This window comes from Halobacillus alkaliphilus (assembly GCF_900113125.1).
Taxonomy (GTDB): Bacteria; Bacillota; Bacilli; order Bacillales; family Halobacillaceae; genus Halobacillus; species Halobacillus alkaliphilus.
This window is the reverse complement of the sequence record NZ_FOOG01000011.1, coordinates 43,290-56,176: the sequence shown is the minus strand read 5'-3', so window position 1 is coordinate 56,176 and position 12,887 is coordinate 43,290. Positions and strand designations below refer to the sequence as shown.

The following is a 12,887-nucleotide window of genomic DNA, read 5'->3' as shown; positions in this document are numbered from 1 at the left end:
GCTGTACGATTCTGACCGTTAAAAAAAAAAGTAAGAAAAGTGAACCAACACGTGTCCAGTGGCCTTTTCAGCCTTTAGGGCAGTCTGGTTCACTTTTTATTTTTTGAGCTTTGCCTCCAAGGTAGTCCTGAAGTGCTCTCTCTATTTCCGCTGCAGTGGCATTATCTTTAAGCTCACCAGAAGCTTTTAACATTTCGATGATTTCTTCATCGTTAGCTATCATACTTCCCCGCGAATTTTCCCTGGGTTGATTCGAAGAAGATTCTTCATTCTCTAATACTTCTTCTTCCATGTTTTCTACCGGGTCCTCCTGAGGCGGCTCAATTGGCTGTCTATTTTCGCAGCCGTAACTGCTCGCGCCGATCAGGATTCCGAGCATCAGCAACCTGAGCTTCCCATCTTTCATTGAACGCCCTCCCGTACATGGATTTTGTTCTCCTATATAGAATTTGACGTTCCGTTTGGAAAAAGGTTACTCAGAAAAGAGTGGAACTTCATTAAACACCAAATGTGTTTCCTCCATTAACAGAGATGGATTGGCCTGTAATAAATTGAGAGTCGTTAGAGGCCAAGAAAACGACTGAATTAGCAATGTCTTCAGGTTTCCCCATACGTCGAAGAGGCAGTTGGCTGCTGTAACCCTCCAGAGTAGAAGGATCTACCTCCCCATGTCTCTCTACAGGAATAAAACCCGGATTGACAAGGTTCACATTAATACCGTGTGGTCCAAGTTCATTTGCCCAGGAACGGGTCATGCCAATCATGGCTGATTTAGCTGTTACATAGTTTGAGAAATTGGCATTTCCAAGCTGGACAACTTCACTGCCAATATTAATAATACGGCCATATTGGTTCTCCTTCATGCCTGGCATAACCGCTTTTGTTAGAATTAATGGCGCTTTAACAAAAAACTGAAGCTGATCCATGTACGTTTCCCATGTATTTTCCTCAAGGGAGTACTCCGGTTGAGGTCCCGAAGCATTGTTAACCACAATATCTATATTCTCACCATATGATTCCTGAACCTTACGAATGAGATCGTCCACCGAGTCCTCATCGGTGATATCAGCCTGTACAGCGATGGCTTCTCCGTCTTTTCCCTTTATTTCTTCCACGGTTTCATTGGCCGGATCCGGATTTCTTCCGTAATTCACCACCACTCGCGCTCCTTCAGCAGCGAGATATTTACTGATGACTTTCCCGAGTCCTCTTGAGCCGCCTGTAACTAGTGCTATTTTTCCTTCTAATTTCATCTGTCTCATCCTTTCTTCTGTTCCGTTCCCTTTTATTTAGTCAGGTAGTCTTAAGATTTTTCTCCGTTTAGGGAGGTAACATCCCAGACATATTTGTAAAAATCACAACAGTTTCAGGCCCCTGTCAACCGTCGATTCCCGCTAATTTATACTACTAAATGATAAAAATACCAACAGAAGATTTATTTAACTGCTCGCATGAATATACTTTAATTTCGCAAGAATTATAGATTTATTTACTTTCGCTTAAACAAAATTTTCCTTTAAGAATGTGCAGAGTCTCTCTCGTTTCTTGTTTACCAAATAGATCCAATATTATTACAAAAACAGGATGATAGGATGAAGGTGTTCCAAAAACATAACTTTCAAGGAGGAATTCGAATATGAAAGGCAAATCAGTGATTATATCAGGAGCACTCGTACTATCATTACTAGCTTCTCCAGCAACCTCTCTTGCATCTTCAGGAGAAAGCGAGTCTTATAAATTGCAGCAAGGAAATATTCATATAGAAGATGTTGTGAACTGGGTGCATCAAAATGAAGAAGCCTTAAAGAGTCAGAATATCCAGCAAGTAGATATCCAGTCTCTTCTAAAACAATTCCAAACTCAGGCTCCACCAGAACAGAAATATGAACAGCCAACGGAACCCGTTCAGGACCAACCGGTAAAAGAAGAACCGGCAGAACCTAAACAGCAAGCACCTGAAGCTCAGCCAGAACAGCAGGAGCAGCCGTCCGAACAGGCCGTTCCACAAGAAAACACGACAGATCAAGCAGATCAATCTGAAATTTCAGCTTTTGAACAGCAAGTCGTTGAACTGACTAATCAAGAACGTGCGAAGCAGGGACTAACCCCTCTTACACTTGATACAGAGTTAAGTGGCGTCGCGGGAGACAAGTCTCTTGATATGCAGAAAAATGACTACTTTTCTCATACAAGCCCAACGTACGGATCTCCTTTTGACATGATGAAAGACTATGGTATTGACTACCGTACGGCTGGTGAAAATATCGCCATGGGACAGACTTCTCCTGAACAAGTGGTGGAAGGATGGATGAATAGTGAAGGTCACCGTAAAAACATCATGAATCCGGACTTCACTCATATCGGGGTCGGTTATGTAGAAAACGGAAACTACTGGACTCAGATGTTCATTGGTAAATAAATAGATTGATGCATAACAGCCATCGGGGTTACAGATCCCGGTGGCTTTTCTTGTGGGGCGCCTGCTTTTAATTCGCCGTGGGTCTATTCTATTCCGACGTGAAATCACTCTATTGCGCCGTCCCCACCTGCCATTCGATCGTCCTTCCTTCAAAGCAACGCTGCAACAATTCTCCTCTTTAGCGGCAGCCCCTGAATAAAAACAACAGGGGTCACAGCACATTCAATTGTAAAAATTTAAAATAAAACGAATGATTCCATATAAACACCCGGGGGATATTTTATCGTATCTGTTAAACATTTTTTCTTGGAAGGGGAAAAATTTGAAACACTCAACATTCGCTTTAGGTAGTCTCATCTTTGCCTAAGCTTTACTGTTAGGAGCTTGCATCGATAGTGAGGAAAACAGTGACCCAGCAAAAAATGTGGAAAACGCTTCTTCAGAATCGAGTCACGATGAACATGAAGATATGGACCACTCTGGTTCAACTGAGGTACCTGAAGGTTTGCGTGAAGCAGAAAACCCAGCCTACCCTCCAGGGAGTAAGGCCCAGATCATCGCTGACCATATGCCTGGAATGAACGGAGAAGAAGTGACCAATCATAAGTTGGACACAAAATCCGAATTATCAACTGAACAGTAATTAAAGCCCCCCCTCAATCGGGGTTCTTTAATTACTTCCCCACTTTTATATCCCTGTGATCCCCTCGTTCACAATTTCTTAACAAATCACTTGAACCCTTATTCTATCAGCACTGCAGACTTTTTTTCTTTTTTATATTTGGAAAAAACAGAAAATTACCTTGCAAATAGACTGAATATTACGTAAAATCAATCATAATTTATACTAATAAACTATAAGGAAGTGAGCGTAATGCAGACTCAATCGGTGAGTACTCTATATAATGTATGCCCTCTCTGTCACGGATCTGGAAATTATAAGGAATATGATGATGGAAAAGCTAATTTAATTGTGGACCATTACCAGCGTGTAAACTATGCGAATGAGACGCTAGCCTGGAAGATGGCCATCGAAGAAACCAGTTATGTGAAAGAATGCTCGAAATGCCACGGGAAAGGTAACGTCCTGAACAAAGAAGGCGAACAAATGTATAAACAGCTTCAGCAATATGCATAAGTTCATTTCCCCCTGTCTTTAGATGGACTGGGGGTTAAATGATCTTTTCAAATTAAGTTAGTAGTTTTAGAAAAATGATTTTTTTCTGAAAACTATCTTGATTCTTTAATTATTTTCCTGTATTGTAAATCGCAAGCGAAATGATAATCACCTAATTTTTGAAAGAAATTTTTAGTAATTTTTAATAAAATTCTTGATTTAAGCATACGTTTCATGTAAAGTGTTCAACAGTTGATTTTCCAAAAATTACATATTAATAAAACTTATCCAGAGAGGTGTAGGGACTGGCCCTTTGATACCTCAGCAACCAGCCATTGGCACGGTGCTAAATCCAGAAGGTAGTAGTTATACCTTGACGATAAGGAGACTCTTTATACATAAAGGACCTTCTTCTTCAAGGAGGTCCTTTTTTATATCCATTTTTTTACGAAGGAGATGATCACCATGGCACGGAACAGGATCGAAACAATTTTAGCCCAGCTAGGCAATAACAGTGATGAAGAAACAGGGGCTGTGAATCCGCCCATCTATTTATCTACCGCTTATCAGCACAAATCACTCGGGGTATCCACCGGATATGATTATACTCGTACCAAAAACCCGACACGCCATCTTCTAGAAGAAGGCATGGCCCAGCTTGAGAACGGTGATCAAGCCTTCGCCTGCAGCTCAGGAATGGCAGCGATCCAGTTGATCCTCTCCCTGTTTCGTGCAAATGAAGAATTGATCGTTGCGGAAGATATCTACGGCGGCACGTACCGTTTACTCGAACACTACGCAGATGCTTACCAGATCCATTCGACCTACTCTGATTTCACGGATGTTGAGAGTGTCATTACTGAAAAAACAAAAGCCATCTTTCTTGAAACGCCGACCAACCCGCTGCTGCAGGAAGTGGATATTGAAGAAGTTTCAAAGATTGCTAAGAAGCACAACCTTCTGCTCATCGTCGATAACACATTCCTAACGCCTTACCTCCAGCAGCCTCTGGACTTAGGAGCGGACATCGTGATCCACAGCGCTACCAAATATATTGGCGGGCACAACGATGTATTAGCGGGCGTTGTCGTTGCGAAAGGAGAAGAAATTTGTGAGAAGCTCGCCTTCTTCCAAAATTCATCAGGTGCCGTCCTCTCTCCTTTTGACTGTTGGCTCTTAATCAGAGGATTAAAGACCCTGCCGCTTCGATTCGATAAACAGCAGGCGAATGCGAAGGCCATTGTTGAGTTTTTAAGAAACGATCCGGGGATAAGAGAAGTCTTCTACCCTGGAAAAGGAGGAATGATTTCATTCCGTGTGGAGGATCCTTCCAGCATCTCTGATTTTCTTGAGAATTTGTCGGTTATCTCTTTTGCCGAAAGTCTCGGAGGAGTCGAAAGCTTCATTACGTACCCGGCAACGCAGACGCATGCGGATATTCCAAAAGAAGAACGGGAAGAACGCGGCATCTGTGACCGGCTGCTTCGCTTTTCCGTAGGTACTGAACATGAAGACGATCTGATTGATGATTTGAAGCAGGCTCTCTCTGCTATTCAAAAGGAGGAAATAAAATGAGGCCAGAAAACGACCAGTTGGAAACCCGTTTCATCCACGGCTCTGCGAATAATCGAAGCCATCACGAACCGGCTACAGGTGCAGTGAATGTACCGATCTACTTATCCTCAACCTTCCATCAGGAAAGCTTCGATACGATGGGGCCTTATGATTACAGTCGTTCCGGCAATCCAACGAGACAGGTGCTTGAGGATACCATCGCTAACTTGGAAGGCGGCGCACGAGGGCTCGCCTTCTCCTCTGGAATGGCAGCGATCTCTTCTGCTTTCATGCTGCTTTCCGCAGGTGACCATGTACTCGTTTCCAAAGATGTCTATGGCGGCACATTCCGGTTGATCACCGAAATGCTTGGCAAGTACAATATCGATCACACTTTCGTTAACATGACGGATCTTAACGAAACCAGCCGGGCGATCCAGTCCAATACAAAAGTTATCTATGTAGAGACGCCGTCCAATCCTTGCTTAAATATCACAGATATTGAAGGTGTCGCAAAGCTTGCTAAAGCCCATGGCTGTCTAACCTTCGTGGATAATACCTTCATGACGCCGCTCTATCAGAATCCACTTGAGCTTGGAGCAGATATCGTCCTGCATAGTGCGACCAAGTTTTTATCCGGTCACAGCGATATCATTGCAGGGCTTGCCGTAACTAAAAATGAAGAACTTGGAGAGAGACTCGCTTTTATTCAAAATTCTTTCGGTTCTATTCTCGGTGCTCAGGACTCTTACCAGCTCATTCAGGGGATCAAGACACTCGGCGCCCGGCTGAAGCAATCGTCAGACTCAGCGCTTAAAATTGTCTCTCATCTGCAAGACCATTCCTTGGTGGAAGAAGTTTACTACCCAGGGCTTTCCCATCATGACGGTCATCCGATTCACCGTAGACAATCTACCGGAGCAGGGGCCTTGCTTTCCTTCCGGCTGGCGGATAAAGAAGCAGCCAAAGCGTTTGTGGAGCAAATCCGTCTCCCAGTCTTTGCCGTGAGTCTTGGGGCTGTGGAATCGATTCTATCCTATCCGGCCACCATGTCCCATGCAGCTATGCCGGAAAAAGAGCGAGCGAAACGAGGCATTACCGACGGGCTCCTCAGACTCTCCGTCGGTCTTGAACACCCTGGTGATTTAATTGAAGATATTGAACAAGCTTTACAGGCGGTTGCCCGTACCAGACAGAAAGTCAGCGTGTCCCTGTAAGAAGGGCATTAGCTTTCAACTAATATAACTACAATCACAAAATGGAAAGGTTGTTGAATGAAATGAAACGATCATTAGAACAGAGATTACAGGATGGACCCGTTATTTGTGGAGAAGGATACTTATTTGAACTGGAGCGCCGAGGCTATTTACAGGCTGGATCCTTTGTACCGGAAGTAGCCCTTGATAACCCTCAGGCACTAAAACAAACGTATCGTGACTATATGCTCGCAGGCTCCGACGTCGTCTTAGCTTTTACCTATAACGGTCACCGCGAGAAAATGAGAATCATCGGTAAAGAGGAGTTATTAGAACCGCTTAACCGCCAGGCCATTCGTCTAGCTAAAGAAGTGGCGCAGGAACATCCAGAAGAAGAAGCGCTCGTAGCTGGGAACATTTCCAACACGAACTTGTTCAACCCGGATGATCCTGAAGCCGTTGAAAAAACAAGAAGCATGTTCGCAGAGATGATCGGCTGGTGTAAGGAAGAAGGCGTGGACTTTGTGAACGGCGAAACCTTCTATTATTACGAGGAAGCTCTAATTGCTCTTGAAGAAATCCAAAAACAAGGCCTCCCAGCTGTGATCACGTTCGGTCTGATGGGCGAAAATATCCTTCGAGACGGCTATGAGGTAGAAGAAGCCTGCCGTCTGTTAAAGGAAAAAGGCGCTCTTGTCGTTGGAATGAACTGCTTCCGCGGACCGGCTACAATGCAGCCGTATGTGGAAAAAATCCGTAATACGGTGGACGGTTATGTAGGTGCTCTACCGATTCCTTACCGCACGACGGAAGAACACCCTACTTTCTTCAATCTTCCTGACGGTGGCTGTGCTTGTACACTTCCGACAGAAACGACGTTCCCGACGTCTCTCGATCCACTTTACACGAACCGCTATGAGCTCGCCGAGTGGGCTAAAGAAGCGCATAGCATTGGTGTGAACTACCTGGGACTCTGCTGCGGAGCTTCTCCGGCTATGCTTCGTGAAGTCGCAGAAACCGTAGGACGTACGACTGTAAACTCTACGTATTCCCCGGATATGGAGAAACACTTCCTGTTCGGCAAGGACGATACACTTCAAGATCACATTACATCCTACAAAACGAAAGCATAAGTAAAAGGCGCCTGTCCGAAAATCCGGACAGGCGCCTTTTAAAGCTTTCTTTATTTTTTGTATGGAATGTTGTTTTCTTCGCACCATTCGATGGCAAGCGAACGGTATTGCTCATCTTTGTACTCATACCATTGATCACCAACCCCGTAGGTCACAATTTGATCTTTAAACCTGCGAAAAGCTCCCTTACCGCGGATGGCTCTCAATAAATCGTTATGGATCTGATCGTCCTGAAGAGAGTTGATGAATGCTTCCATCATCTGGTACTCATCCACTTCTGAACAATCAGGCACTTGGATGTAGCGAGTCTCATTCTCTAAAATATGCTGTGCTAAATGGCGTTCCTCTCTTTGCCATTCCAACAAATGGTCGAAGTCCTCTTCCTCTTCTACATCTCCTATTGCTTCGTCACTAACATGAACGATTTTGCCGTCGATCTTATCTACCAGCGCTAAGTCACCTTCTACTTGCACCTCGATGGCATCAGCCACTTCTCGTATGTCTACTTGATTCATAATCTTCCCCCATCTATGCTTGCGGATTTTCGGCTGAATCTTTGGCCGGATCTTCCAAATCGCCCAGCACAGACTCGCCAAACAGACTGCTCACGCGATTACGCGCCTGCTCCTTCACATTTTCATCAATATGAGAGATAACCTGATAGACCGCATAAACGATTACGGCACTGTCATCCGTGAAACCGACAACTGGAATAAAATCTGGAATTAAATCAACCGGCAGAATCAAATAACCAAGCGCACCGGCAATCGTGAGTTTCGCTTTCTTCGGTGTATCCTCACTCTTAAATGCATAATAGAGCAAAAGACTATAGTACACAATTTTAGATCCGATCCGGCTGCTATTCGTACGGATCTTCTCACCATATTCTTTCTCAGAAAAATGCTTCCTGCTGCGTTTTATAGCTTTAGCTGGATTCAGCTTTTTTAATCTGTCTCGATAGCGTTGTTTTTCTTTTAGTTCGCTAGTCATTATTCATCACCCTTTTGGGGTACTTTTGACAAAAAAACCTTTGCTTAAACCTATTTTAAGAAAAATGGTAGATTTGCCATGCTTTTATATAGATGATTAAGGATAGACTTGATAAACAGTCGCTATCAAGGTATTTATTATATTACATTAGCGAAAGAAAACAGCATAGATGATAAACCCTGCTATCAGTACAAGAATAATGATTCCAGTACCTTTCCATCCTAAATTCCCAACTAAGTCAGGAAGGCCGCCTCCGTGAATACTTCCCGAAGGCTCTTTTTTCAATTCCTCTTGTCTAATTCTTTCCCTTGCTGCTTCGGGTTTTTCTTTTTCCTCACTCATGTGAATACCTCCACGAGTTGATATTTTGCTGAAGATAAGTCCGTGATACTGGTAGACTACAATTCTTATTGAACAATTGAGGGCTTACCTTCTAATCGCTTCAAATGTGCTCCCTGCCTACTAATCTACTATACAGCCGCATGCATTACAGTAGAGAGGGGTGACTTGTTAGATAATTCTCAAGAAACATATATACATTGACCAAAGGATGAATGAACACCCCTCTTTAAAAAAACATCGTTACTCTGCATACGAAACAGATCCATCTAGGTTTCAAAACTTTAATTAACTTGAATCAACCTCTTTCGGAAAAAAATAATAACTCCTATAATCTCCAATTTATTTTAAATTTTGTAAATAGGTTTATTCTTTTCTAATTGTTGGTATAGATGGTCATTATCAATCCCCGTAAAGTTACAAAAGTAGTCCCCCTACATGTAGTGTAGAAGAAGCGCGACTTTTGACTTTGATTGTCGAATCCAATAATAATGCTTACAGTTTTTGCTAGACTTTGATACTTTTAAAATGATAGAGACCGTTTATGACTACATGGCAAAATGATGCGGTTTCAAATTCCAGAAAAGTCATTTTAAAAGGAGAGCGATGAGATGGAACTTGATCAACTTGAATTGAATACAACTGTGGAGGAATCGGAGAAAACGAAGCCTTATTATACAGCTTTGATTGGATGGAGCGTGCAAGCGATAGAAGCTGCCGCGAAAATGAACCGGCCGTTCATCGTAGTAGGTCCACCCGATTTTGAGTCCTATGCCGAGAAACACGAGATTCCGTTTGTGGGATGGGATTTCAACAAGATCAATGAAAGCTCTGATCACCTCTATATGCAGCTGAAAGAAATGGGCGCAGAAGTAGCCGTTCCTTTATATGAAGAGTGTGTCGAGTGGGCTGGAGCCTTAAATGCCCGCTTCCGCGAAGATCCGCGTGTGTTTAACCGTTCCTTATTATTACGTGATAAAGGGATGATGAAACGCAAAGCACAAATATCCGGAATTAAGGTAGGCGTTTTTGAAGAAGCGCGCAGCAAAGACGACGTGGAACGTTTTCTAAAGCGTGTAAATGAAGCCCTGCTTAAATTAGACGGCGATCATCTTGATCCGATTCATGTAAAACCACTGGACAAAGCTGGATCCGTTGGTCACCTGGCTATCAATACCGCTGAAGGAATTGAACAAATTCAAGATACAGACTTCCCTCTCTTAATGGAAAGTCATCTGGATGGACAGGAATTCTCATGTGAAGCCTTTGTTCATAAGGGCAAAGTCCGCTTTTTAAATATCACAGAATATATTCGTTTGGGCTATTCTAATTTCGTCCCCGCTTCGCCATTACTAGAAGAAAAGAGACCTTTGATTGAACGGGCAGTTCAGCAGCTGGTGGATGCCTTCGAAATTGAATACGGTGTGATCCATCCTGAATATTTCCTCACTCCAGACGGAACCCTGCACTTCGGTGAAGTGGCTGCCCGTGTGCCAGGCGGTCACATCTTTGAGCTGATTGAGCGCGCCTATGGATTCAGCGCTTATGAAGCCCAAATTCTATGCAGTGATCCGAATACGACGGAAGAGGAACTGGATCAATTCTTCCCGGATCCTTACCAATATGAAGCTTACGCAGGCTGTCTGATGGTCCACCCAAATACCGATTATGTAAAAGATCTTGAAATTCCTGAGGAACTGGAGCACCATTCCTACTTTGAAAAGCACGATATGTTCACCCCGCCTCAAGGTAAAGTAGCAGAACGTGTCGGTTTCGGGAACCATTATGGAACCATCTTTTTCTATGGAAAAGATAGTGAGGAAATGACGAACCTTCTTAAAAGTTACGAAAAGTATGATTTCTACATCTAGACAAGTGAAGTTCTTATAGAAAGGAGAGGTGAAATGCCTCAACCTACAGGTGTTATTATCGAACGTTTCTCTCAGGCCCTGGCTGCTTTAGAAGAAGCACCGCCTTTTGCAAAATCAAGATACCAGACCGATGTCTATCAGGAGGCTAACCGCCTCATTGAAACGGATAATGGACTGGAACACCTTTATGGATATGCCGACCGATTTGAGCAAACCGGTGTATTCCAGGATGGACCATGGGAGGAAGCGAATAAGCTTCAGCCCCCGCTTGTTGCTGGATCCTTAAAAGCAAAAGGACTGCCGATGATCATTGAAATCTTAAGTGAACTGCGCATGCTGGCTATAGCGAAAGAGCGGTATGTCAATCCAGCCGTTACACCGCAGATGGCAGAAGAATTTCTAAATGAAGTGATGGTTCTCAACTTGAATCTTCTATTTCCGGATGCTTCGGAAAGCGCACGTATTGAAAAGCATGAGAATGATGAAAAAGCCAGTGAACTTTTTCAATTCTTAGCCAATCATCTTTCATCTAATGCGCTCATTCAGACGCTTATTGATGAAATCAAACGTCTGACCGCACAGCGCCCCATTATGATTAAGCGGACTGTCTCCATGATTCGAATGGCCAAAGAAATGTTAGAAAAAGAACATGAGGATAATGATAAATCTGAACTTATCCGCTTTATCGCTGCGATCGAAGGTCCTTCGGAGATAAGCAGCCGTTATAAGGATGTGCACGCTTACCGTGCGCAGCTCAAAGGGCTGTCACGCTCGGAGCTTATTTCAGAAAGCGTTTCTTTTGCTAAATCCATGCGTTCCACTGGTCTCGTAGCACCGCATCATGCAACTTTAATCCGCTACTTGTCCAAACGCATGCCACAATTGCTGCCTCACGCGCTCGATTTGAGCAGTAAAGGAATTGCCAACCTGGAGGAAAATAACGAGCTCGTGATTCAATTAATCCGTGCCTCCGTGTTTCCAGCAACCCGTCAGGCGATTTACGGGCTGGCACTGATGCTTGAGCGAGGTGTCCTCTCTCATTCTCCTGTTCCACCAGGATTGCGGAGATTGATCGAGCTTGATATTCGTCCTGATGTCCGGAACGCTCTTGCCCAGACCACCAGCGTTGGTGAAGGATTAACAGCAAATAATATCCTCGTTGCCGCGACGATTCAAGTGCTTGGCCAGCCGCTCGGCATCGGTCAGGGCTTCAATCCAACCTGCCAGGCTGCCAGAGGGATCAGCTTATGGGCGCAGCACGCTCCAGGATTCTTACTGGAAATTATCCCACGCGCAGCGCGGGATGGAGACATCGATTTCATGTTCGAAGGGCAAGCCATTCACTCCAAAGATTTAAGCGGTGGACTCGCTCCCGAGCTGCATAAGGAGCTCGATCCGATCTCACTTATCCTGGTTCCTCATTTGGACAGGATTTACAGCGAAATGATGTCGCGTGTAGCTTTACGCGGAGACGACGGGCACCGATGGGTCAACCCAGCTTTTTACGGCAACTGGGTGCAAAAAGGTTTCGCCAATATCATCGATCCGCTTACGGGGTTTGTGCAGGACTATCCTGGATTTGTACGTCTGTTTTACGCTACTCACCATACCGAATATAATGATGACTATGAAATGATTTATCCAAACCCTGTCGGGATCTTTATCACGAACGTACACGGAAAGCTCCTCGGGCTCCACGCCGTATCGATTATTCGTATCGGTGTAGACCCTGAAGGAGTAGACAGGATCTATTTTTACAATCCGAACAACGACGGTTCCCAGAACTGGGGGCAGAATATTGAACCAAGCGTAGCTGGAAATGGAGAAGAAGAAGGCGAGAGCTCACTTCCATTCCATGAATTCGCCTCAAGGCTTTATGCCTTCCACTACAATCCTTATGAGCAGGGTGAAGCCTACGCTGTCGATGATTCAATTGTTCAGAACGTTCAGCAGCTGGCGAAAGAAAGCTGGGGCAAAGATTATACGTGGGTATAAGATTGATAGAAGCCAGACTCTCTAGATGAGGGTCTGGTTTTTTTGGATGAGTTGGAGCCTGGGAGGGGTTCCCGGTTATGGAGGGCTCATTTTTGATACATTCTTTGAAAGGACAGTGACTGGGAAAGAAACTCTTCTTCCAAACCTTCTGCGCAACCTACTGGATATTTGGCTTTGGCGATGATTGAGTGGGGGTACCTCAATTGGGCCGTCCTCTCTCCCGATTGAGCCGTGCTCTCTCTCGATTGGGCCGTCCTCTCTTTCGATTGGGCC

The 12,887-nt window shown here is 44.3% G+C and carries 14 protein-coding genes and 1 riboswitch; of the genes, 9 read left to right on the top strand and 5 right to left on the bottom strand.

The window, feature by feature from the left end:
* Positions 1–67 precede the first annotated feature (67 nt).
* A complete protein-coding gene (locus BMZ06_RS08535) occupies positions 68–406 on the bottom strand; it encodes a hypothetical protein (protein ID WP_089751636.1) in 339 nt (112 codons plus the stop codon).
* Positions 407–497: 91 nt separating this feature from the next.
* The gene (locus tag BMZ06_RS08530; protein WP_245755980.1) at positions 498–1,253 is read right to left on the bottom strand and encodes an SDR family NAD(P)-dependent oxidoreductase; all 756 of its coding nucleotides are present in this window, start codon (positions 1,251–1,253) and stop codon (positions 498–500) included.
* 383 nt (positions 1,254–1,636) lie between these two features.
* Here BMZ06_RS08530 and BMZ06_RS08525 point away from each other — a divergent pair, with 383 nt between their 5' ends.
* From BMZ06_RS08525 to BMZ06_RS08500, 7 genes are all read left to right on the top strand, one after another.
* Positions 1,637–2,419, top strand: a complete 783-nt coding sequence (locus BMZ06_RS08525; RefSeq protein WP_089751634.1) for a CAP domain-containing protein — start codon at positions 1,637–1,639, stop codon at positions 2,417–2,419.
* Between the two features lie 52 nt (positions 2,420–2,471).
* A complete protein-coding gene (locus BMZ06_RS20650) occupies positions 2,472–2,618 on the top strand; it encodes a hypothetical protein (RefSeq protein WP_175477835.1) in 147 nt (48 codons plus the stop codon).
* Between the two features lie 225 nt (positions 2,619–2,843).
* A complete protein-coding gene (locus BMZ06_RS08520; protein WP_089751633.1) occupies positions 2,844–3,062 on the top strand; it encodes a hypothetical protein in 219 nt (72 codons plus the stop codon).
* Between the two features lie 231 nt (positions 3,063–3,293).
* On the top strand, positions 3,294–3,557 hold the full coding sequence (locus BMZ06_RS08515) for a hypothetical protein (protein ID WP_245755979.1): 264 nt from the start codon (positions 3,294–3,296) through the stop codon (positions 3,555–3,557).
* A 260-nt stretch (positions 3,558–3,817) separates the two neighbouring features.
* Positions 3,818–3,922, top strand: a riboswitch (SAM riboswitch).
* A 79-nt stretch (positions 3,923–4,001) separates the two neighbouring features.
* Complete coding sequence (locus BMZ06_RS08510; RefSeq protein ID WP_089751631.1) at positions 4,002–5,111, top strand: methionine biosynthesis PLP-dependent protein; 1,110 nt, start codon at positions 4,002–4,004, stop codon at positions 5,109–5,111.
* Positions 5,108–6,307, top strand: coding sequence for a cystathionine beta-lyase (metC, locus tag BMZ06_RS08505; RefSeq protein WP_089751630.1), 1,200 nt, complete (start codon positions 5,108–5,110; stop codon positions 6,305–6,307). The genes BMZ06_RS08510 and metC overlap by 4 nt, the downstream gene beginning before the upstream one ends.
* 62 nt (positions 6,308–6,369) lie before the next feature.
* Positions 6,370–7,419 carry a homocysteine S-methyltransferase family protein gene (locus tag BMZ06_RS08500; RefSeq protein WP_089751629.1) on the top strand — a complete coding sequence of 350 codons (1,050 nt, stop codon included), beginning with the start codon at positions 6,370–6,372 and terminating at the stop codon, positions 7,417–7,419.
* Between the two features lie 50 nt (positions 7,420–7,469).
* Here BMZ06_RS08500 and BMZ06_RS08495 read toward each other — a convergent pair whose 3' ends face one another.
* The 3 genes from BMZ06_RS08495 to BMZ06_RS08485 all read right to left on the bottom strand — a co-directional run bounded on the left by BMZ06_RS08495 (position 7,470) and on the right by BMZ06_RS08485 (position 8,751).
* On the bottom strand, positions 7,470–7,934 hold the full coding sequence (locus BMZ06_RS08495) for a UPF0158 family protein (protein WP_089751628.1): 465 nt from the start codon (positions 7,932–7,934) through the stop codon (positions 7,470–7,472).
* A 13-nt stretch (positions 7,935–7,947) separates the two neighbouring features.
* The gene (locus BMZ06_RS08490) at positions 7,948–8,409 is read right to left on the bottom strand and encodes a YkvA family protein (protein ID WP_089751627.1); all 462 of its coding nucleotides are present in this window, start codon (positions 8,407–8,409) and stop codon (positions 7,948–7,950) included.
* Between the two features lie 147 nt (positions 8,410–8,556).
* Positions 8,557–8,751 carry a DUF6366 family protein gene (locus tag BMZ06_RS08485; RefSeq protein WP_089751626.1) on the bottom strand — a complete coding sequence of 65 codons (195 nt, stop codon included), beginning with the start codon at positions 8,749–8,751 and terminating at the stop codon, positions 8,557–8,559.
* A 608-nt stretch (positions 8,752–9,359) separates the two neighbouring features.
* On the opposite strand from BMZ06_RS08485, the gene BMZ06_RS08480 reads away from it, so the two are divergent.
* Both BMZ06_RS08480 and BMZ06_RS08475 read left to right on the top strand, forming a co-directional pair.
* The gene (locus BMZ06_RS08480; RefSeq protein ID WP_175477834.1) at positions 9,360–10,619 is read left to right on the top strand and encodes an ATP-grasp domain-containing protein; all 1,260 of its coding nucleotides are present in this window, start codon (positions 9,360–9,362) and stop codon (positions 10,617–10,619) included.
* 33 nt (positions 10,620–10,652) lie between these two features.
* Positions 10,653–12,614 (top strand): hypothetical protein, encoded by a 1,962-nt coding sequence (locus tag BMZ06_RS08475; RefSeq protein ID WP_089751625.1) that lies wholly within the window; start codon positions 10,653–10,655, stop codon positions 12,612–12,614.
* Positions 12,615–12,887 lie beyond the last annotated feature (273 nt).